Source organism: Kribbella sp. NPDC050281 (assembly GCF_040655855.1).
GTDB lineage: Bacteria > Actinomycetota > Actinomycetes > Propionibacteriales > Kribbellaceae > Kribbella.
The window spans coordinates 21122-41640 of record NZ_JBFAKS010000061.1 but is presented as its reverse complement, the minus strand read 5'-3'; the positions used below and the strand labels follow the sequence as shown (position 1 = coordinate 41640).

Annotated in this window: 23 protein-coding genes, 1 tRNA gene and 1 other RNA gene; 15 read left to right on the top strand and 10 right to left on the bottom strand. The window is 68.9% G+C overall.

What is annotated here, in order from left to right; genetic code table 11:
- Positions 1 to 108 precede the first annotated feature (108 nt).
- Positions 109 to 196, bottom strand: a tRNA-Ser gene (locus AB0I34_RS41130).
- A 204-nt stretch (positions 197 to 400) separates the two neighbouring features.
- Between AB0I34_RS41130 and AB0I34_RS41125 the strand changes: the two genes are divergently transcribed.
- A complete protein-coding gene (locus tag AB0I34_RS41125; protein ID WP_360457073.1) occupies positions 401 to 1024 on the top strand; it encodes a CatB-related O-acetyltransferase in 624 nt (207 codons plus the stop codon).
- A complete protein-coding gene (locus tag AB0I34_RS41120) occupies positions 1021 to 1563 on the top strand; it encodes a GNAT family N-acetyltransferase (protein ID WP_360457070.1) in 543 nt (180 codons plus the stop codon). The genes AB0I34_RS41125 and AB0I34_RS41120 overlap by 4 nt, the downstream gene beginning before the upstream one ends.
- Positions 1564 to 1583: 20 nt before the next feature.
- Here AB0I34_RS41120 and AB0I34_RS41115 read toward each other — a convergent pair whose 3' ends face one another.
- Positions 1584 to 2399, bottom strand: coding sequence for a TIGR03620 family F420-dependent LLM class oxidoreductase (locus AB0I34_RS41115; protein WP_360457068.1), 816 nt, complete (start codon positions 2397 to 2399; stop codon positions 1584 to 1586).
- Between the two features lie 106 nt (positions 2400 to 2505).
- On the opposite strand from AB0I34_RS41115, the gene ffs reads away from it, so the two are divergent.
- Positions 2506 to 2602: signal recognition particle sRNA small type (gene ffs / locus AB0I34_RS41110), an RNA gene on the top strand.
- A gap of 49 nt (positions 2603 to 2651) precedes the next feature.
- Positions 2652 to 3467, top strand: coding sequence for an ammonia-dependent NAD(+) synthetase (gene nadE / locus AB0I34_RS41105; protein WP_360457065.1), 816 nt, complete (start codon positions 2652 to 2654; stop codon positions 3465 to 3467).
- Positions 3468 to 3601: 134 nt separating this feature from the next.
- Here nadE and AB0I34_RS41100 read toward each other — a convergent pair whose 3' ends face one another.
- The 3 genes from AB0I34_RS41100 to AB0I34_RS41090 are packed head-to-tail and all read right to left on the bottom strand — an operon-like array spanning position 3602 to position 5335.
- Positions 3602 to 4006 (bottom strand): hypothetical protein, encoded by a 405-nt coding sequence (locus AB0I34_RS41100; RefSeq protein WP_360457062.1) that lies wholly within the window; start codon positions 4004 to 4006, stop codon positions 3602 to 3604.
- A 1-nt stretch (position 4007) separates the two neighbouring features.
- Positions 4008 to 4475 (bottom strand): MarR family transcriptional regulator, encoded by a 468-nt coding sequence (locus tag AB0I34_RS41095; protein WP_360457059.1) that lies wholly within the window; start codon positions 4473 to 4475, stop codon positions 4008 to 4010.
- Positions 4472 to 5335, bottom strand: coding sequence for an N-acyl homoserine lactonase family protein (locus tag AB0I34_RS41090; protein ID WP_360457056.1), 864 nt, complete (start codon positions 5333 to 5335; stop codon positions 4472 to 4474). Before AB0I34_RS41090 ends, AB0I34_RS41095 begins: the two co-directional genes overlap by 4 nt.
- A gap of 96 nt (positions 5336 to 5431) precedes the next feature.
- Between AB0I34_RS41090 and AB0I34_RS41085 the strand changes: the two genes are divergently transcribed.
- The gene (locus AB0I34_RS41085; protein ID WP_360457053.1) at positions 5432 to 7057 is read left to right on the top strand and encodes a long-chain fatty acid--CoA ligase; all 1626 of its coding nucleotides are present in this window, start codon (positions 5432 to 5434) and stop codon (positions 7055 to 7057) included.
- A 3-nt stretch (positions 7058 to 7060) separates the two neighbouring features.
- Here AB0I34_RS41085 and AB0I34_RS41080 read toward each other — a convergent pair whose 3' ends face one another.
- A complete protein-coding gene (locus AB0I34_RS41080; protein WP_360457050.1) occupies positions 7061 to 7876 on the bottom strand; it encodes a nucleotidyltransferase domain-containing protein in 816 nt (271 codons plus the stop codon).
- A gap of 165 nt (positions 7877 to 8041) precedes the next feature.
- Between AB0I34_RS41080 and AB0I34_RS41075 the strand changes: the two genes are divergently transcribed.
- From AB0I34_RS41075 to AB0I34_RS41045, 7 genes are all read left to right on the top strand, one after another.
- Entirely contained in the window at positions 8042 to 10618 is a 2577-nt protein-coding gene (locus tag AB0I34_RS41075) for a DNA polymerase III subunit gamma and tau (protein WP_360457047.1), read from the top strand.
- Between the two features lie 52 nt (positions 10619 to 10670).
- The gene (locus AB0I34_RS41070; RefSeq protein ID WP_360457044.1) at positions 10671 to 11285 is read left to right on the top strand and encodes a DUF2461 family protein; all 615 of its coding nucleotides are present in this window, start codon (positions 10671 to 10673) and stop codon (positions 11283 to 11285) included.
- A 191-nt stretch (positions 11286 to 11476) separates the two neighbouring features.
- A complete protein-coding gene (locus AB0I34_RS41065; protein ID WP_360457041.1) occupies positions 11477 to 12031 on the top strand; it encodes a YbaB/EbfC family nucleoid-associated protein in 555 nt (184 codons plus the stop codon).
- Position 12032: 1 nt separating this feature from the next.
- Positions 12033 to 12632, top strand: a complete 600-nt coding sequence (gene recR / locus AB0I34_RS41060) for a recombination mediator RecR (protein ID WP_350853180.1) — start codon at positions 12033 to 12035, stop codon at positions 12630 to 12632.
- A complete protein-coding gene (locus AB0I34_RS41055) occupies positions 12625 to 13269 on the top strand; it encodes a DUF5063 domain-containing protein (RefSeq protein ID WP_131361381.1) in 645 nt (214 codons plus the stop codon). The genes recR and AB0I34_RS41055 overlap by 8 nt, the downstream gene beginning before the upstream one ends.
- A 34-nt stretch (positions 13270 to 13303) precedes the next feature.
- Positions 13304 to 13954: a hypothetical protein gene (locus AB0I34_RS41050; RefSeq protein WP_360457037.1), complete on the top strand. Its 651-nt coding sequence runs from the start codon at positions 13304 to 13306 to the stop codon at positions 13952 to 13954.
- A gap of 22 nt (positions 13955 to 13976) precedes the next feature.
- Positions 13977 to 15407, top strand: a complete 1431-nt coding sequence (locus AB0I34_RS41045; RefSeq protein WP_360457034.1) for a serine/threonine-protein kinase — start codon at positions 13977 to 13979, stop codon at positions 15405 to 15407.
- Positions 15408 to 15420: 13 nt separating this feature from the next.
- Here AB0I34_RS41045 and AB0I34_RS41040 read toward each other — a convergent pair whose 3' ends face one another.
- Complete coding sequence (locus tag AB0I34_RS41040; protein ID WP_360457032.1) at positions 15421 to 15795, bottom strand: ester cyclase; 375 nt, start codon at positions 15793 to 15795, stop codon at positions 15421 to 15423.
- 73 nt (positions 15796 to 15868) lie between these two features.
- On the opposite strand from AB0I34_RS41040, the gene AB0I34_RS41035 reads away from it, so the two are divergent.
- Complete coding sequence (locus AB0I34_RS41035; RefSeq protein ID WP_360457029.1) at positions 15869 to 16492, top strand: TetR/AcrR family transcriptional regulator; 624 nt, start codon at positions 15869 to 15871, stop codon at positions 16490 to 16492.
- Positions 16493 to 16601: 109 nt separating this feature from the next.
- Positions 16602 to 17006: a GNAT family N-acetyltransferase gene (locus tag AB0I34_RS41030; RefSeq protein ID WP_360457026.1), complete on the top strand. Its 405-nt coding sequence runs from the start codon at positions 16602 to 16604 to the stop codon at positions 17004 to 17006.
- 14 nt (positions 17007 to 17020) lie between these two features.
- Here the strand turns inward: AB0I34_RS41030 and dinB are convergent, their stop codons facing one another.
- Positions 17021 to 18223 (bottom strand): DNA polymerase IV, encoded by a 1203-nt coding sequence (gene dinB / locus AB0I34_RS41025; protein WP_360457023.1) that lies wholly within the window; start codon positions 18221 to 18223, stop codon positions 17021 to 17023.
- A gap of 79 nt (positions 18224 to 18302) precedes the next feature.
- On the opposite strand from dinB, the gene AB0I34_RS41020 reads away from it, so the two are divergent.
- Complete coding sequence (locus AB0I34_RS41020; protein WP_360457020.1) at positions 18303 to 19514, top strand: MFS transporter; 1212 nt, start codon at positions 18303 to 18305, stop codon at positions 19512 to 19514.
- Here the strand turns inward: AB0I34_RS41020 and AB0I34_RS41015 are convergent.
- Positions 19397 to 19990 carry a dihydrofolate reductase family protein gene (locus tag AB0I34_RS41015; protein ID WP_360457017.1) on the bottom strand — a complete coding sequence of 198 codons (594 nt, stop codon included), beginning with the start codon at positions 19988 to 19990 and terminating at the stop codon, positions 19397 to 19399. The two genes, AB0I34_RS41020 and AB0I34_RS41015, sit on opposite strands and share 118 nt — an antisense overlap.
- Before the next feature lie 59 nt (positions 19991 to 20049).
- Positions 20050 to 20373 (bottom strand): metalloregulator ArsR/SmtB family transcription factor, encoded by a 324-nt coding sequence (locus AB0I34_RS41010; protein WP_360457015.1) that lies wholly within the window; start codon positions 20371 to 20373, stop codon positions 20050 to 20052.
- Between the last annotated feature and the right edge of the window lie 146 nt (positions 20374 to 20519).

The following is a 20519-nucleotide window of genomic DNA, read 5'->3' as shown; positions in this document are numbered from 1 at the left end:
ACAACCACCCCGAACCCCCGGCGACAACTCAACATCACCGGGGGCAAGACCCCACGCGCCCTTGACACACCCGGCCCACATGGGTGCGGTTTTGTGCCCTGCGGGGAGTGGCGGAGGATACGAGATTCGAACTCGTGAGGGGTTGCCCCCAACACGCTTTCCAAGCGTGCGCCCTAGGCCTCTAGGCGAATCCTCCAAACGGAGAGGATACGCGAGCGGCGAGGGTTTCGGAAAATCGGGGCGTGAACCTGGGGACGGTGCCAGACGACTGTGAGGTGACAGGCGAGGGGGGGTGGAGCAGGTCTGGCGAGCTGTCGTGCGCGGGCTGCCGAGGTTGAAGGAGTCGCCGGCGTCCTAATTGTGCTGCTGGTGGTGGGGCTCCTCATTTAGGGTCGGGCGCATGGATGCACCGGATCCGAACGTCGTCCATCCGATGCCCGAGGCCGAGCGGGTCGTGCTGCTCAAGGCGGTGGTGAAGTCGCCGCTGATCGACGTGGGCGACTACTCGTACTACGACGATCCGCGGGATCCGACCGGGTTCGAGACGAACAACGTGCTCTACCACTACGGCCCCGAGCGGCTGCGGATCGGCAAGTACTGCGCGCTCGGCGAGGGCACGACGTTCATCATGAACGGCGCCAATCACCGGATGGACGGGCCGTCGACGTTCCCGTTCCCGATCATGGGCGGCGCGTGGGCGGAGCACTTCGACCTGATCACCGGGCTGCCCGGTCGCGGTGACACCGTGGTCGGCAACGATGTGTGGTTCGGCTACCGCAGTCTGGTGATGCCCGGGGTGACGATCGGCGATGGCGCGATCATCGCGTCCGGAGCGGTCGTGGTCGACGACGTACCGCCGTACGGGATCGTCGGCGGGAACCCGGCGAAGCTGATCCGGCGCCGGTTCTCCGACGAGGACGTCGACCGGCTGCTGCGGATCGCCTGGTGGGACTGGCCCACCGAGCGGATCACGGCGAACCTCCGGGCGATCATGGCCGGCAGCATCGAGGAGTTGGAGCGATGAGTCTGGTACTGCGGCCGATCGCGGTCGAGGACGTCGACGCGCTGCAGGAGCTGATCGAATCGGATCCCGGCTACACCGAGCGGGTCACGGGATATCCGCCCGGGCCGGCGGATGCGCAGAGTCTGCTGATGATGCGGCCCGACGGGCTGGCCGAGGACGCGAAGGTCGTGCTCGGGTCGTTCCAGGACGGCCGGCTCGTCGCCGTCACCGACCTGCTCAGGGGGTTCCCGAACGACCACACCGCCTACATCGGCCTCCTCGAGGTCCATTGGAACCATCAGGGACTGGGCCTCGGCAGGGCGACGTACGACCTGATCCAGCGGTACGTCGAGACGTCGTGGCCGGAGGTGAGGACGCTGCGACTGGCGATCGTGGCGACGAACGCGCACGTCGCGACCGCGTTCTGGGTGCGGCAGGGTTTCGAGCCGACCGGTGAGGAGCGGCCGTACCGGTACGACAAGCTGGAGACGACGGCGCGGCTGTACGAGAAGCAGTTGCCCAGGGCACCGTTGTCGGTCAGCCGTCCGGCCGGCGGGTGACCACAGCGGACCTACGAGAACTACGCGAGCAGCGTGGGGGCTAGCGTCCTCCATTGCTCCACCGGCTGCGGGCCGGTGACGCCGGTGATGACGTTGACGGTCACGTGGTCGGCGCCGGCATCCAGGTGCTCGGTCAACTTGGCCTTGATGTCCGCCGGCGTACCCCACGCGGCGAGTGCATCGACCAGGTGATCGGGCAGCTCGGTCAGGTCCGTCTCGCTGAATCCCTGCCGCTTGAGGGAGGCGGCGTACCCCGGGATCTGTGGGAAGAAGCTGATCGTGTTCCGAGCGATCGCGCGGGCCTTGTCGGCGTCGGTCTCCAGAACGACGAGATGGCTCACCGCGAGCAGCTTGTCCGGTCCGAGCACCTTGCGAGCCTCGGCGGAGTACGCGGCGGAGACCAGGAACGGGTACGCGCCGGCGGAGCGGTCGCGCGCCAGTTCGAGCATGCGCGGTCCGAGTGCTGCAAGCACTCGACGCTCTTCCGGTACGTCGACCTCGTCGAGGAACGCGGTGATCTTCGCCAGCGGCTTGGGACCGTGCGCACCTCCGAGCCCGACGATGAAGCGTCCCGGGGCGGACTTCTCGAGCGAGGCGTACGCCGTACTGACGTCGGCGGCACTGTATTTGTCGACGGACAGAATCCCGCTGACGAACCTGATCGAGTTGGTTGCGCCGATCAGGTCGGCGATGGTCTGCAGCCCCGGCAACGGGCCGCCGGACAGCCAGATCGCGGGGTACCCGAGCTCCTCGGCAGCCTGCGCCGCCGCCAACGACTCCGGGCTGCTGGTCAGCCCGGTCGTGATCCCGAACGGGCCGAATTGATGATTCGTCACCCAGTCAGCTTGATCCTCATCGGGCCCCGGTAGCTACCGTGTTCGCTGAGAGCGTTGTCCGTGCGGACCGATTCCCGGTTGGCCGTCGGCATCCCGTACACTCTTGGTCGGTTCCCCGCGTGGCGGTATCTCGCCCAACTCCCCCAGGGCCGGAAGGCAGCAAGGGTAAGTGAGCTCTTCCGGGTGCGCGGGGAATCCTCATGTCCGGGCCCTTTAGGCTGGTCAGGCCGAACCTGACCGTGAGGGAGCCCGATGAGCGACGAACGCCGCTACCTGCAGGAACTGATCATCGCCGAGCTCGGCGTGTCCCCGTCGTTCGACCCGGACGCCGAGATCGAGCGCCGGGTCGAGTTCCTCGCGGACCGCCTCCGGCTCACCGGCGCCAGGTCGTACGTGCTCGCGATCAGCGGCGGCGTCGACTCCGCGGTGGGCGGTCGCCTCTCCCAGCTCGCGGTCGAGCGCATCCGCGCCGAGGGCGGCGAGGCGACGTTCGTGGCGATGCGGCTCCCGTACGGCGTCCAGGCCGATGAGGACGATGCCCAGCGGTCGCTCGAGTTCATCAAGCCCGACGAGACCCTCGTGGTCAACATCAAGCCGGCCACCGACGCGATGGTCGACGCGGTCCGGCACTCCGGGTTGGGCGACCGCGAGGACTTCCACATCGGGAACGTGAAGGCCCGGCAGCGGATGATCGCGCAGTACGTCGTGGCTGGGGCTCGTGGCGGTCTCGTGGTGGGGACGGATCATGCTGCCGAGGCGGTGATGGGGTTCTTCACGAAGTACGGCGACGGCGCGTGCGACCTGACGCCGCTGTCGGGGTTGACCAAGCGGCGGGTGCGGGAGGTCGGGGCGCGGCTGGGCGCGGCGCCGGAGATCACCGGCAAGGTGCCGACTGCTGACCTGGAGACGAACAACCCAGGGTTGCCGGATGAGGCGGTGCTCGGGGTCACGTACGACGAGATCGACGACTTCCTCGAGGGCCACGAGATCGACGAGAAGGCAGCGGTGACGATCATCGCCACCCACCGTCGCACCGCCCACAAACGAGCCCTCCCAATCGCTGTCTAAGCAGGCGGCGGTTCCCGAGTCGTGGATGTTGGTTCACGAAGTCGCAGCTTTCCTACCCGAATCCACGACTCGACGGCCTCGGGATGCATGACCGAGGGTCGGTATCACGGACCTCGATCGGCATGCGTAGCAGGCTAGGCCCGGCCAACCTTCCGTGTCACGAGCATCCGGGCCGCGAGGCGGTCCAGGCGGACTGGGGCTATTCCGCGGTAGGCGGGTATCAGGACGGCGGCGAGTGGGCCGGATTGGGTGAAGGTGTGGGTTACCAGGCCGGAGTCGCCGATCGTCCAGACGCCGGTTTCGCGGAAGCCGGGCACCTGCCAGTGGATCTCGATCCGGTCCGGCTCGATCACGGCGTACTCCAGCCGGCCGCTGAGCCCCGGGCGCACCTGAAGCTCGTACGTCGTTCCGACCGCAGGCACCGCTGGGCCGGAGAGGGAGACGAACGCCTCGTTCCACTCGGGCAGAGCGAGTACGTCGAGGAGTACGGCGCGGATCGCGTCGCGGTCGGCCGGGATGGTGAGGGTTGCCTGTTCCATGTCAGGTGTCCTGTTCTGCCGCGCGTCGGCGGGCGAGTGCCTCGCCGGCGGGGAAGGCACCGGCCAGGACGCGCAGCGTTTCGATGGTTTGATCAACGGGTTGGTCGGCAACGAGATCGTCAATCGCCTTGTGCAGAACGTCTTCGGCCGCGACGATCCGCTGGCTGAGCTTGCGGCCTTCCGCGGTCAGGCTGAGTGCGAGGTAGCGCCGGTCCGACGGATCCGTGTCGCGTTGAACCAGCCCCTGCGCGACCAGCCGATCCACCAAGCGGCTCGGACTGTTGCCCGTCTCGCAGACGAGCAGCCCGCCGAGGGCGCTGAGGGTCAGCGGCCCGTGGTCGCGCAATACCCGCAGTACCTCGGCCTGCGACGGCGTCACCCCGAGTGGCCGTAGTTCCGCGGCCAGCAGTCGGTTGCCTTCGCGCTGGATCGCCAGGATCAGGTACCGCAGTTCCTCCGCCGCCTTCACTGCGCCCCTGCCCCCACGGCCTGGGCGAGCAGCCCAGCTGCCGCCGGGTCATGAGCGGCCAGTACGACGAGGTCCGGGTGCAGCGCCCGCAGTTCGTTGACCTGGGCAACGGTACGCCGGAGAGCGGACTTGGACCCGACCCCGGGGATCTCACCGGCGGCGAGCAGATCGGCGTCGTAGGTGAGATCGCCGACCATCAACAGCGGCGGCCCATCGGAGCGGCGGACCAGCAGGGAAAGGGATCCGGGCGTGTGACCAGGAGTCGGTAGCAGGACCAGGCTGCCGTCACCGAACAGGTCGTGCCCGGTGTTGAACGGCGCGATCGTGGAGTCGTCGAGTGGCTCGGGCTGGATCAGGTCCCAGCGCAGACCGGGCAGCTCGATGTGGGAGCGGAGGAAACCGCGGGCGGCGGCGAGCGGCCGGCGCATCGAGGCCCACTCGGGTTCGCTGATCACGATCCGGGCGTGCGCGAGCTCGGGCAGTCCGCCGATGTGGTCCTGGTGGAGGTGGGACAGGACCGCCGTGTGGACGTCACGGATGTCGTACCCGATGGCCGCGAGTTGCCGGGTCAGCGTCTGCTCCGGACCGATCTCGAACTGCGCCAGCCGGTCGTAGATCACGCCGTTCACGCCGCCCGGGAAGTACCCGGGGTCGGTCACGGAGGCGATGTCCTGCCCGGTGTCGAACAGCACGAGTCCGTCGGCGTGCTGAACGACGTACGCGTTGATGGGCCGGGGCTGCGTCCACTCTCGTGAGGTCGCGAGCCAGACATAGAGGTTCTTGGTCGTCGGCCCGACATGTTCGGGCCGGATCTTGACGGTGCCCGTGCTCACCACGGACACCCGGTTGATCGTCGTCATGATCAATAGATTACACGACATGTATGTCGTGTCAACTGTCTTGCGACACCCGCGGGATCGTGGCCAACCTGACAGCATCGCTGGCACAGTGTCTGCATGAAGGGTCTGATGCAGAACTTCCAGCTGTCCTTGGACAGCATCTTTCTCCGGGCCGAGCAGTTCTACCCGGACAAGACCGTCTACACCGGCGGTCCGGCGCCGGCGAGGCTCACGTACGGCGAGTGGGCCGACCGGACCAGACGACTGGGCGGCGTCCTCGACACGCTCGGCATCAGCGCGGACGGACGGGTGGGCACCTTCGCCTGGAACTCCGGCCGTCACCTCGAGTTGTACTTCGCCGCGCCCTGCACCGGCCGTGTCCTGCACACGCTGAACATCAGGCTCTTCCCCGACCAGGTCGTCTACATCGCGAACCATGCCGAGGACGAGGTCGTCTTCGTCGACCGTTCCCTGCTCGGGCTGTTCCTACCGCTCCTCGACCGCCTCCCGCTGGTCCGGCACGTCGTGGTGATGGACGACCTGCCCGCCGGCGCGTCCGGTGTGGATGTGCCGGACGACCCGCGGTTCCACGACTACGAGGAGCTGCTGGCCGCGGCCGAGCCGGTCGAATTCCACGTCGAGGACGAGAACCAGGCCGCCGCGATGTGCTACACGAGCGGTACGACGGGCCACCCCAAGGGCGTGGTGTATTCGCACCGGTCCACCTGGCTGCACTCGATCGGCGTACTGACGAACGCCGGGATCGGGCTGGACGAGACGGACACGGTGATGCCGGTCGTGCCGATGTTCCACGCGAACGCGTGGGGTCTGGCGCACGCGGCGCCGATGGCCGGGGCGAGCCTGGTCTTCCCGGGTCCGGACATGACTCCGCAGGGGATCCTCAAACTGCTGCAGGAACAAGAGGTCACGCTGTCGGCCGGGGTGCCGACGATCTGGCAAGGCTTGTTGCCTTTGCTGGACGGCGTCGAGCTTCCCAAGCTCCGCCGGATCCCGTGCGGTGGATCCGCTGTACCGCTGGCGTTGTCCGAGGCCTTTCGGGAGAAGCTCGGCCGGCCGATCCTGCAGGCGTGGGGGATGACTGAGACGAGCCCGGTGGCGACGGCTTCGCACGTACCGGCCCGGAACAAGGATCTGGCCGAGGACGAGCAGGCCCATCTGCGTTCGCGGCAAGGGCTGCCGCTGCCCGGTGTCCAGGTGCGGATCGTCGAGCCGGGGTCGATTACGCCGCTGCCGTGGGACGACGAGGCCACCGGCGAGCTGCAGGTCCGCGGGCCGTGGATCGCGGCCGAGTACTACCAGCCCGACGAGCCGGTCCAGCTGACCACGGAGGACGGCTGGATGAAGACCGGCGACGTCGCCGCGATCGACCGGTTCGGCTCGGTCCGCTTGGTCGACCGCACCAAGGACCTGGTCAAGTCTGGCGGCGAGTGGATCAGCTCGGTCGAGCTGGAGAACCTGCTGATGGCTCACCCCGACGTCAAGGAAGCCGCCGTCATCGGCGTACGTCATCCCAAGTGGGACGAACGTCCGCTGGCGTGCGTGGTCCTGCAGGAAGGCGCCACCGTCACCGGCGACGAGATCCTCGAGTACCTCCGCCCGCAGGTCGCGAAGTGGTGGCTCCCGGACGCCGTCGAGTTCATCGACGAGGTCCCGAAGACGTCCGTCGGCAAGTTCTCCAAGAAGGACCTGCGCACCCGCTTCGCGGACTACCACCTGGAGTAGGCGTCAGGAGAAGTCGAGTCCGAAGTGGTCGCGGAGGTGGGTGAGGGTCGCGTCGACGAACTCGGCCGGCCAGTCCTCGCCGGTGACCTTGGCCAGCGCGGTGCCGCGCTCGATGAACTGCCGGCAGATGTACTGGTTGGCCGCGACGATCTCGGCAGGATCGGAGCCCGCTGCCGGGATCGCCTCCAGTGCGGCGCGTTGCTCGTCGGACAGCAAGGCGTTGAGGCGTTTGGCTCCGCCGGTACGGCGTACTCCGCGCTCGGCCAGCATCAGGTTGATCAGCTGGTCGCGGACGGCGCCGACGCCTTGGTTGGCGACGATGCGTTCGTCCCGGCCGAGGACGGTGACCAGGTTCCCCAGGAAGTAGAAGAAGAGGTGGACCGGGCCTGCCGGCCAGTACGGCGTACCGGGGCGGCCTTGCTTTGCTGGGATATCGCCGTCCGGGAACAACGTGCCGTCCCGGTCGAACAGGACCCGCACTCCGTCGTACTGGAACCGGTCGAACGTGGCGAGCGGGTGGATGACGAGGTCGACGTGCAGCCAGTCGGAGGTGATGCCCAGCCCGCCGACGAGGCCGGGGATGCGATCCGCCCAGACGGTCGGCCCGGCGAGTGCGGTCATCAGCTCGAGCCAGTTCTCCTCGAACCAGTCGACGCTCTTGTCGGCGACGACGCAGTGCACGTCGACATCGCTGAAACGATCCGCCTGGCCGGAGCCGTAGCTCCCGACCAGGTACACCGCCAGAATCCGTTCGTCCGCGGGCAGTGCGGTTCCTGCGCGTTCGATGACCTCTTGTTGCTTCTCGTCCCCAGTAGTCACCTGAGCAGCGTAGGCTCACCCACCGCGCAGCGGCTGCTCGGCCTGTTGCGCCCAGCGGAACGCGACCGCCCAGTGTGCCCGGGACCTTGCCGATCACCGGGGGTGCTGGAGCGGCGGCACGGCGTGGGGGAGGAATTGTCGGGCGGCGGCGCTAGGGTTGCGGGCGTGGAAGCACCCCTTGCGTTGTACCGCCGGTATCGCCCGGAGACGTTCTCCGAGGTGATCGGTCAGGACCATGTCACCGCGCCGCTGCGGAACGCGCTGAGCAACAACCGGGTCAACCACGCCTACCTGTTCTCCGGGCCGCGCGGCTGCGGCAAGACCACCAGTGCCCGGATCCTGGCCCGCGCGATCAACTGCGAGAAGGGCCCGATCGCCGAGCCGTGCGGGGTCTGCAAGTCCTGCACCGACCTGGCCCGCGGCGGTCCCGGCAGCATCGACGTGATCGAGATCGACGCCGCGTCGCACGGTGGTGTCGACGACGCCCGTGACCTGCGGGAGCGGGCCTTCTTCGCGCCGGTCGAGAGCCGCTACAAGATCTACATCATCGACGAGGCGCACATGGTGACCACGCAGGGCTTCAACGCCCTGCTGAAGCTGGTCGAGGAGCCGCCGCCGCACCTCAAGTTCATCTTCGCCACCACCGAGCCGGACAAGGTGATCGGGACGATCCGGTCCCGGACCCACCACTACCCGTTCCGCCTGGTTCCGCCGAAGGCGCTCGGCGACTACATGGCCTCTCTGTGCGCGTCCGAGGGCGTTGCGATCGAGTCGGCCGCGTTGCCGCTGGTCGTGCGCGCGGGCGCCGGTTCGGTGCGTGACTCGCTGAGTGTGCTTGACCAGTTGATCGGTGGTGCGGGGCCGGACGGTGTCACGTACGAGCTGGCCGTCGCGCTGCTCGGGTTCACGCCGGACTCCTTGCTCGACGCCTGTGTGGATGGGTTCGCGGCGCACGACAGCAGGGCCGTGTTCGAGACGGTCGAGAAGGTCATCGAAACCGGCCAGGACCCGAAGCGGTTCGCCGAGGATCTGCTCCGGCGGCTGCGTGACCTCGTCGTACTGTCCGCCGTGCCGAACGCGGTGGCCTCCGGCCTGATCGAGGCCGCCGAGGACCAAGGCGAGAGGCTGCAGACCCAGGCCGCCGGGATCGGCGCGGCTGAGCTCACCCGGGCGGCCGACATCGTCGCGGCCGGACTGCTCGAGATGCGCGGCGCTACTGCTCCTCGGCTTCAGCTCGAGCTGATCTGCGCGAAGGTGCTGCTGCCCGGCGCCGACGACTCCACCAACGGCATCCAGGCTCGCCTGGACCGGATGGAACGCCGCCTCACGATCGGTGTGCCCGCCGGTACGCCGGAGTCCGCTCCGCCCGCGCCATCCGGTGCCGCGCCTGCGCCGTCTACTCCTGCGCCGTCTTCGCCGCCGCCCGCGGAAGCGCCTGCGAGTGCATCGACCAGTCGTGCGGCCGCCCGAGCCGCGGCCTCGGGTGGGGAGCCTTCCAGCGGCGGTACGCCGGCCGGCGCGGCTACTGCGGATGCGGTGGCTGGTGGCGACGGTCCAGCGAGCCGGAAGGGTGCTTGGGGACAAGAGCCAACGACTGCAGGCCAAGCAGCTGTGCCGGCATCATCCTCAGGCAGCTCGGCGTCGACGCCATCCGCGCCAGCAGACTCGGCCCCGGCAGCTTCCGTGCCGACGGGTGCGAGTGCGGCGGGGGCGCCGGCGGGTGGGGCTGTTGGGTTGGCAGACATCCGGCGGCTGTGGCCCGAGGTGCTGGAGGCTGTGAAGGCCAAGCGCCGGTTCGCCTGGATCATGCTGAGCCAGAACGCCCAGGTCATCGCCATCGACGACCAGACTCTGACGCTCGGCCTGGTCAACGCCGGTGCCCGCGAGAGCTTCGCGCGGTCCGGCAGTGACGAGATTCTCCGCCAGGCCATGATCGACACCATCGGCCTGAACCGTCGTGTGGAGGCAGTAGTCGACCCCTCCACCGACCCAGGTGCCGGCGGCGGTCACCAGCCGGCGGCTCCCCGCCCCAGCGGCCCCCAAGCCGGCGGCGGCTCAACCACGCCGGCAGGTGGCGCGGCCGGCGCGCCCAGCGCAGGTGGTGCGAGCGGCCCGGGTAGTGGACCTGCGGCGACAACTGGTCCGAGCGGCGGCCCCGCGCCCGGCGGAACCGCCTCGGCAGGTGGTCCTTCATCAGATGGATCGGCGGGCGGTTCCGGCTCAGCTAGCGCGCCCGGTGCGGTGGACGCGACTCCGGCCGGCCCAAGCGCCGCCACGGGGGCAGGCACGGCTCCCGGTGGTGGCCCTCAGGGCTCCCGGGATGCGCCGGCGGGCGGCTCGGGCACGTCGGGTCGGGGCTCGCGGGGTGCCTCGAACGGCACCTCTGGGCAGTGGTCCGACGGTCCAGGTACTGCGATCGCCGTACAGGAGCCACCGGACCCGGAGTACGACGTACCGCCAGAGCCCGATCCCTGGGAGGACGGGCAGGCCTCAAGACGGCCGGCGCCCGATCGCCGCGAGCAGGCGGCCAGCAAACGCCGGGCGGCGGAAGCAGCCGTGGCTGCTGAGCAGGCCCGCCGAGCCGCAGCCGCACCTGTCGCGCCAGAAGTCCCTCTCACTCCCGAGGAAGAAGCCGACGCGATCGGTGAGGACGACGTGGTCCTGGAGGACGACTCCCGCTCCCACACCGACCTCCTCCGCGAAACTCTCGGCGCCCAGATCATCACCGAAGAACCCAACTAGCAGCAGCCCCGGCCGCGGGAAGTTGTCGGTGCGGCGTGGGAGGTTGCTGGGTATGGGGTTCCAAGGGTGGAGCGACGCGGCGTTCGATGTGATGGTCGATCTCGACGGTGATCCGAGTCCTGTTCAGCTGGAGTCGCATCGGGACGACTTGGAGCGGTACGTGCGCGGCCCCTTGCAGGAGCTGTGCGACGAACTGAGCGAGACGGGCGAGTTCGGCAAGTTCTGGTTGGGCGGGATGTCCGATCGTCCCGCGGCGTGGCAGCGGCAGCACGCGACGAGTTGGATCGCGCGGCGGATCCGGATCTCGTTCACGTTCGACCTCGATGGGTTCGCGCTCGGCGGTGGCTCGGCGCATCCCGAGAGCGATCAGGTCCGGCGGTACCGCGCGATGGTCGACGCCGAGGACAGCGGCGGCGAGCTCGCCGGGATCGTCGAGACGCTCGGCCGCACCGGATTCGAGCTCACCGGGCCGACCGCGGTGCGGATGCCGCGCGAGTACTCGTCCGACCATCCGCGTGCCGACCTCCTCCGGCGGCGATCTGTGTACGCCGAGAAGCCGATCGACACCCATGACGTCGGCCTGATCGGCGACGCCCTCCGACCGCTCATCGAGCTCACCAGCTGGTACACCGACTACGTCGTCACCACCGGCTGGGAGAAGCCGTAGTCGTCCACAGGGGATGTGGATCCAGCCGGGCGGATTCCACAGGATTCACAGCCTGTGGACGGGGATGTTCACAGGGTTGTGGATAACTTGGGGAGACTGGTCGGTTTCTGGTGCGGGGTGGGGTTGTCCCGGGGACCGGCTAGTGTTGAGGCTCGGGGTAGTCAGAGAGCGGTTGGGACGAGGAGATCGCAGTGTTCGACGGTGGCGGTGCTGGGGGCTTCGACATGTCCAATCTGCTCGCGCAGGCGCAGGCGATGCAGAACCAGTTGATGGAGGCCCAGGCCGACCTGGAGAGCCAGGAGATCGAGGGCTCGGCGGGTGGCGGGCTGGTGACCGCGCTGGTGTCAGGGACCGGGGAGTTGCTGAGCCTGACGATCAAGCCGCAGGCGGTCGACCCGGACGACACCGAGACACTGGCCGATCTGGTCGTCGCCGCGGTGCGCGACGCCTCGGAGAACGCGAAGGAAGTCGCGGCCCGGGCGATGGGCCCGCTGGCCGGCGGCCTCCCGGGCTTCGGCGGCGGGCCGGGCGCGCCGGACTTCGGCGGCGCGGGGATCCCCGGACTCGGTGGATCCGGAGCGCCGGCCGGTTTCAGCCTGCCAGGTTCGACGACCCCCGCGGTCGAGTCCGGTGAAGAGACCGACGACCCGGGCAAGGGCGGATCCACGGGCGGGCCCAGTTCGGGCGGTGCCGGGTTCGTGAACCCGGGCAACGGGACCGGCCAGCCCGGTCAGAACCCGGGCTGACGTGTACGAGGGGGCCGTCCAGGACCTCATCGACGAGCTCGGCCGGTTGCCCGGTGTCGGTCCGAAGTCCGCGCAGCGGATCGCGTTCCACCTGCTCGCCGCCGACGAGACCGACGTACGGCGGCTCGCGCATGTGCTCGTGCAGGTCAAGGAGAAGGTCAAGTTCTGCGAGATCTGCGGCAACGTCGCGGAGGAGGCGCAGTGCCGGATCTGCCGTGACCCGCGCCGCGACCTGAGTCTGATCTGTGTGGTCGAAGAGGCCAAGGACGTGGTCGCGATCGAGCGGACCCGCGAGTTCCGCGGCCGGTACCACGTCCTCGGCGGCGCGATCTCGCCGATCGAGGGGATCGGTCCGGACGAGTTGCGGATCAAGGAACTGATGCAGCGGCTGGCCAGTGGAGAGGTGACCGAGATCATTCTGGCCACCGATCCGAACCTGGAGGGTGAGGCGACGGCGACGTACCTGAGCCGCTTGCTGCGGCCCATGGGCTTGCGCGTCACCCGATTGGCTAGTGGACTTCCTGTAGGCGGTGACCTCGAGTATGCCGATGAGGTCACACTCGGACGGGCGTTTGAAGGGCGACGATCGATCGATGACTGATTCAACCGATATTGCAGAGCGCGCGCTGGGCACCGACTCCGAGGACCTCTCCGAGTTCGCCGAGCAGATCGCCGACCAGGTGCAGAGCTTCCTGATCTCGGTGCGCGACATCGCCGCACAGCCGGACGAGGACGGTGTCGACGAGGGCCTCGCCTCGCTGCCGTACCTGCTGCTCGAGGTCAGCCAGTTGCTGCTCGCCGGCGGCCGGCTCGGCGCGTTCGAGGACTTCGTCCCGGACGAGCGGTTCGAGTCCGACGCCGGACCGGACCCGGACCTGGACGCGATGCGCGACCGGCTCGCGGTGCTGTTCGAGGGCCTGGACGAGTACGCCGAGGTCTTCGACCCGTACGCCGCTCCGCCTGAGATCACCGTCAACCGGTTGTCCGACGACCTGACGGCGATCGCCAACGACCTCGTGCACGGCCTGGCCCACTACGAGGAGGGCCGGATCGTCGAGGCGCTGTGGTGGTGGCAGTTCTCCTACGTGTCCACCTGGGGTGCCGCGGCGAGCGCCGTACTGCGGGCGATCCAGTCACTGATCGCGCACGACCGGCTGGAGCCGGCCCACGACGCCGAAACCGAAGCCACCGACCGCGAGCTGGTCGAGGTCGCCGAAGAAGCCGTCCAGCGACGCTAGTGCGGATGGACTCGCGGGCCGGTTGAATGGCCCGGTGTCTGTCTACGAGGTGATCCAGCGGCTGCCCGATCTGGCGACGGTGCGGCGGGTCAGTCGTGCGCTCGCGGTACTGGACCTGGTGCTCAGCGACATTCCGGACCAGTTGCGCCACTTCTCGTTCGACGGCCGGTGGTCGGAGACCGAGGAAGCCGCGCTGATGCGCAACGGGTCCGGTGACGAGTACTCGATCGTGTTCTCGCCGGACGGTGCGTTCGCCTACGGGTTCGACCATGAGTCGCCGGTGTCGCCGTACGGGAACGACATGCAGACCTGGCCGGGACTGCTCGACGGCGTGCCGGAGGTCTTCCACGGTGCGCGGGACGAACCGGCGTTCCGCGACCTGGTGCCGCGTGCCACGGTGTGCTTCTGGCGTACGACGGACGACGACGCCTGGCGTTGTGGTCCGGTCGAAGGTGTGGACAAGGACGGCGCGGACTGGCTCTTCGAGGTGATCGCGGACGGGCGGCCGGAGGCGTACCTGACGTTTGCCGAGGACTACTACCAGACGGACCTCGACCTCGAGCCGATCCGCCATGTCTACGCGCTGATGCCACTGACCGAGTACGTCGTCACCTCGCTCAACCCGCAACGTCGTCTGACCGATCTCGCCGAGGGCATCGCCGAGATCGGCTACCCGCGCTCCTGAAGCGCGTTAGCGTGACTGTCCGATGACTACGCAGGCAGGCGATCCCACGACGATCGGGTCGTTCGCGATCCAGGGCCGGCTCGGTCGCGGCGCGATGGGTTCGGTGTACCTCGCCCGCTCGCCGGGCGGACGCCTGGTCGCGGTCAAGGTGGTCCGCGACGAACTGGCCGACGACGCGAGGTTCCGGGCCAGGTTCGCCCGCGAGATCGAGGCCGCGCGGAAGGTCAGTGGTGCGTTCACGGCCGCCGTCGTCGACGCTGACCCGGACGCGGAGCATCCCTGGCTGGCTACGGAGTACCTGCCCGGTCCCACGCTGCAGAGGGCGATCGAGACCTCCGGACCGATGACGCCGGCCGGCGTCCAGGCGCTCGCGGGAGGACTCGCCGAAGCGCTGGTAGCCATCCATCGCTGCGGTCTGGTCCACCGCGATCTCAAGCCGTCGAACATCGTGCTGACCGGCAACGGCCCGCGGGTGATCGACTTCGGCATCGCCCGCGCGCTCGAGGAGGTCAGTCTGACCGCGACCGGCCTCGTGATCGGTACGCCGGGCTACCTGTCGCCGGAGCAGATCACGGGTACGGCGATCGGCCCACCCAGCGATGTGTTCGCGCTGGGTGCGGTGCTGGTGTTCGCGGCGTCCGGCCGTGGTCCGTTCGCAACCGGCAACCCCGCGTCGCTCCTCCACCGCATCATCCACGAGCAGCCCCACATCCCGCCGCTCCCCAGCCCCCTCCACGACGCCGTACGCCGCTGTCTCGTCCAAGACCCCGCCCAACGCCCAACTCCCTCGGACGTGCTCCACCTCCTCGGATCCCCTGCAAACACAGGGCTTCTCGCCCCACCCGCCGACACGATCCGCCTCCCGCCGCCACCGACCAAGCTCCTCCCCGAACCACCGCCGCCGCAGCCAAAGCCACAGCCACATCCACGGCCGCAGTCAGTTCAACCGGCCGGTGCCACCTTCACGACCAGCAGGACCCGGCCGGTCGTCTTCGCAGCGCTCCTGACGGTCCTGACCATCGGCTTCTTCCCGAGCGAAGAAAGCAGGCAGACAATGCACCCCGCGGTCGCCCTGTTCTTCCTCGCGTTCGACGTGTTCCTCCTCTACCTCACGATTCGCGCCTGGCGCCTGGCCCTGCGACGCCGGGTCGAACTACGCCTCACTCCTCAGGGCCTCACCATGATCAGAGGCTCCCAACAAGCCAGCGTCCCTTGGCAGGCAGTGACCCGTCTCCGCGTCGCCGGGGACCCCCGCCGGCCCTGGCTGATTGCCTGGCTCGAGCCGCCGTTCCAATCTGCTCTTCCCGGCCCACGCCGCAACCATCACGGCGGCACCCGCCTCTACCCGGTCGGTCACGGCGCCTCCCACAAGCACCGCATCCACCAACTCGAAGAACTCCGGGCCGCCCTCAACTGGTACGCCGGCCCCCGCCACGACAACAGCTACTACTGACCCGTCGAGCCAGTCAGAACACGCCGTTCGCGTTGGCGGCTTCCGCGGGCATCGGCTGCATGACGTCCCAGTGCTCGACGATCTTGCCGTCCTCCAACCGGAAGATGTCAACGATCGCGGTTCCGGGCTGTCCGGGGACTCGGACACCGTGGGTGTGGGCGATCACGTAGTCGCCGTCCTCGAACAGTCGCTTCACCTCGGCGCGCAGGTCGGGGAACCGCGTGCGGATGTCGCGCAGGAACGCCGCGAACCCGCTGATCCCGTCCGCGATCAGTGGGTTGTGCTGGGTGTACGACGGCCCGAGCAGCGGCCGGGCGCGGTCGAAGTCCTTCTGGTTCAGCGCTGCCTCGTAGAAGTCCAGGACGGTCTGCTGGTTGGCGGAATACATGAGCGAGCTCCTTAAGTGAACAGCTGTAGTGCTACGACTGTAGCGCGACACTTGTTCGGCTACAATCGGCCACGTGAACGACCCTTCGGCCTCGGCGCGCGACCGCAATCGGCGCGGGCACGGTGCGCGGTTGCGGGAAGAGATCGTCGCCACCGCGATCCGGATGCTCGACGAGCTCGCCGACGACCAGGCGCTGTCGCTGCGTGCGGTGGCCCGCGAGATCGGCATCGCGGCGACGTCGGTCTACCTTCACTTCGCCGATCGGGACGATCTCGTGTTCGCCGCGCTCCAGCAGGCTCACGCGGAGCTGATGGAGTCGGTCCGCGAGGCCGCTGACCACGCGGCCGATCCGGTCGCGGAGCTGCGTGCCCGGACACTCGTCCTCGGCGGGTGGGCCTGGCAGCACCCCGGCCTGTACAAGGTGCTGCACGAGAGCACGCTCAACCAGCGGGCCGACATGTCCTTCAAGCGCGTGCTGGGTGAGCAGACCACGGACGTCGTACGCCGATGCATCGACCAAGGTCTGGCGCGGGAGGACGATGCGGACGAGGTCTCGCTGGATCTGAGGTCGGCGGTGCACGGGGCGGTGTCTCTGCGCGTCAACGAGCCCGACCTGCCGTGGCCGCCGCTCGAGGAGCAGGTCGACCGCTACCTGATCAAACTCGTTGGCGTCACCCCGGCCGCGTTGGCACGCTGAGCCGCCTGTCACCACAAGTTAGGCTGCCGCGGCATGGAGGGTCTTGTTGTCCGGGCCGGCGCGGAGGCTGATCGTGAGGCGATCGTCGGCCTCCTGACCGCGGCCTGGGGTGGGTCGGTCGTGGTCGCCCACGGGACGGTGTACGACGCTGCCCGCGCTCGTCGCGGAGCAGGACGGCCGGATCGTGGGTCTGCTCACGTACACGGTGGCGGATGGCGACTTGGAGGTCGTCACGATCGACGCGCCTGTTCGGCACCTGGGTGTGGGGAGTGCCTTGCTGACCGCCGCGATCGAGGTTGCGCGGGAGGCGGAGGCTCGGCGGCTGTGGTTGATCACGACCAACGACAATCTGGACAGCCTGCGGTTCTACCAGCGGCGAGGGTTGCGGATCGTTGGCGTGACCCCCGATGCGATGGACGCGGCCCGTGCGGTCAAGCCCTGGATCCCGCCGACCGGCGACTACGGCATCCCGCTCCGCGACGAACTCGTCCTCGAACTCCGCCTCGATCTCTGACCTGCTCGCGAGGGCTAGTCCGGGAGCATCGGCACCGTGAGGCCCTGGTCGCGACCCAGCAGGATCCCGCGGGTGATGGCGTTGGTGCCGAACTTGTCCTTGACCAGGTCGAGCGCGCTGTCGAGTTCGTCGTTCGCGGCCTTGTCGAAGGGGAGGGCGAGTTGCAGGGCGGCCTCGTTCTCCAGGTTGCCGACCGAGATGCCGATCATCGTGATCCCCTGGCTGGCGATCAGTGGCCGGGCCGCGGACAGCAACGCCCGCGCGGTGATCAGGATCGCCCGCGTCTGATCGGTTGCCTGGGGCAACGTGTGTGACCGGGTCGCCCGGCTGAAGTCGTCGAACCGCAGTCGCAGCGTCACCGTCCGCCCGGACCGCCCCGCCGTCCGCATCCGCCGCGTCACCCGATCGACCAGTCCGGCCAGTACGGCGTCCAATGTCGCCGGCGACTTGGGGGAGCGGCCCAGCGCTCGCTGCGAACCGATCGACCGCCGGCGCCGCCCGACCTCGATCGGCCGCGGATCGCGGTTGTGCGCCAACGCATGCAGATGCCGTCCGGACGCCCGGCCGAGCATCGCGACGAGTGCGGCCTCGGGCAGCATCGCGACGTCGCCGACCTTGGTGAGCCCTCGGGTTCGCAGCTTCTCCGCGGTCACCTCGCCCACACCCCACAACCGCTCGACGTCCAACGGATGCAGGAACTCCAGTTCGCGGTCCGGCTGGACCTCGAGCAACCCGTCCGGCTTCGCCACCCCGCTGGCGACCTTCGCCAGGAACTTCGTCCGCGCCACCCCGACCGTGATCGGCAGCCCGACGTTCGACAGCACCTCGGCCCGCAGCCGCCGGGCGATCTCCAGCGGCGTCCCGGCGATCTTCCGCAGCCCGCCGACGTCGAGGAACGCCTCGTCGATCGAGATGCCCTCGACCAGCGGAGTGGTGTCCTCGAACACCTGGAACACCGCCTTGCTGGCCTCCGAGTACGCCGACATCCGCGGGTCCACCACGATCGCGCCGGGGCAGCGGCGCAACGCCTGTCCGCCGTTCATCGCCGTCCGGACGCCGTACGCCTTGGCCTCGTAACTGCAGGCGAGGACGACGCCGGCGCCGACGATCACCGGGCGGCCGCGCAGGCGCGGGTCGTCCCGCTGCTCGACCGACGCGTAGAAGGCGTCCAGGTCGGCATGCAGGATGGTCGCCCCGCCTGATCCCGCCACGAACATATGTTCGCATACTCGCAGTGCCGAAGATAGGGAGAAATCCCGAGGCGGTCACCGTCGGTGTCAGGACAGAATGCTGCTTATGGACCTGACCGCATATCGCGATCTCTGGAAGACCCACGGAGTGATGGCGCTGCTGGCGTCGGCCCTGATCGCGAGGCTGCCGGTGATGGCGACGATGGTGCCGCTGTCGTTCCTGGCGAAGGATGCCGCTGGCAACTTCGGCTGGGCCGGAGTGGTCGCGGGTGCCTACTCCGTCGGTATGGCGGTCGCCAGCGTGGTGTGGTCGCGTCTCGCGGACCGCCGAGGAGCGCGGCGCGTCCTGCTCACCACTGGGATGGCGTGGGGTGCGTTGATGGCAGTGGTCGCGCTGCTGCCGGACAGCTGGTACCGGGTGCTACCGGTCGCCGCCGCACTCGCCGGCATGTTCGTCGCCCCGGTCACCTCGGCGCTGCGGGCGAGTTGGCCGAAGCTCGTGCAGGGTGCGCGGCTGCGCGCGGTCTACGCGCTGGACGCGACCGCGCAGGAGCTGTTGTTCCTGATCGGTCCGATGCTCGGTGCCATCGCTGTCAGCTTCGCCAGTCCACGCGCCGGAGTGCTGGCGTGTGCCGTGACGGCGGCCGCGGCGATCTGGTGGTTCGCTCTGAAGCAACAGCCGCGCACGCCGCACGACGAGTCCGACGGACCCCGCCCGACCGCGCTGCAACTTCTGCTCCACCGGCACCGGTTGCCACTGCTGTTCGCCTTCGCTTGCATGGTCACCGGCTTCGCATCAATGTCGCTGGGCATCGTCGCGTTCGCCGACGAGCACGGCAACCGCCTGATCGCCGGAGTGCTGGAGATGGCGGCCGCGGCCGGCAGTCTGAGTGGCGGCCTGGTCGGCGGGGCACTCCCCGGCCGCCGGGACTCCTACGTCTGGCGCCGGATGCTGGCCATGACCGTCCTTACCGCCGCGTGCGTGTTCGCCACATTCTCGGTGGTCGCCCTGGCCGTGATGCTGTTCGCGGCCGGCTGCCTGATCGCGCCGACGATCGGTGCGATCTACGAGCGGATCGGCGCTCTGACGCCGGGCTCGGCGCGGACCGAGATCTTCGGCTGGATGCTCAGTGGCGGCATGATCGGGTCCGCGGTCGGCTCGGCCGTTGCCGGCACGGTGGTCGAGTCCTTCGGCGTCCGCTACGCGTGGGTCCTGATGGCAATCCTGGGGTTGCTGGCGACCCTGTCCCTGATCCGCGTCCCACCCCACCGGCCGGCCGAGTCCGCAAGCCTCGAGGAGCTCGCGGTCCCGGCGTAGAGCATCCGGTACCGAGCCTCCAGTACGCCGGAGTCCCCGGCCCACATCGAGATCAGCCGCAACGCACGCCGGTCCAGGAACGCGCCGCGGCCCGCCGCGACGGGATGGATCCGCAGAGCCACCTCGTCGATCAGCCGCCACCGCAGCAGCGAACGGATCAGCGTGAGGCTGCCGACGACGTGCAGATCGGATCCGGGCAGCCGCTTCAAGGCCGCCAGCACCCGGCGCGGATCACCTTGCAGTACTTCGGTGTCCGGCCGAGCACTCACGGGCTGTGAGGAGACGACGAGAATCCGCGAGTGCTCGAGTCCGGTCGCGGCGTACTGCTCGAAGGTCTTGCGGCCGAGCAGGACGGTCTCGGAGCCGGTCACCAGTTGGTCGATCACGGCGCCGTGGGCGGGCCGGGGCAGCCAGCGCTCCGGCTGGTCCACGATCCCGTCCTCCGACATACACAATCTGGCGACGATCGTCCGCATTGCCACTGCCCCTCCCAGGTCGGTTCACCAGTCAGATGCAGGGGAGCAGCGAAATGTTGTCAGCTCTGTCGGCGGCCGCGACGGATCTCGGTCTCCAGAGCGTCGAAGCGGTTGATCCAGAACTTGCGGTACCGGTCCAACCAGGTGTCGATCTCGCGCAGTGGCCCGGGGTCCACGGCGTACAGCCGCCGGGTGCCGTCGATGGTGACGGTCGCGAAGCCGTTGTCGCGCAGTACCCGCAGATGCTGGGAGACGGCCGGCTGGCTGATGCCGAACTCGGCGCCGATCGCCGCGGCGATGCTGCCGGCCGGCAGTTCGCCGTCGGCCAGCAGTTCCAGGATCCGGCGCCGGACCGGGTCGCCGAGGATGTCGAACGCGTGCACGGATCGAAGTATTTCAGTGATGACTTATATGAACAAGGGGCGTTACCGGCCGGACAAGCGGACCGGGTGCTGGTCAGCCGGTAGGCAACGAGCGAGTCACGGCTAGAATGACCGCGAATGACTACGCCTGGTGCAACGCGGCACGG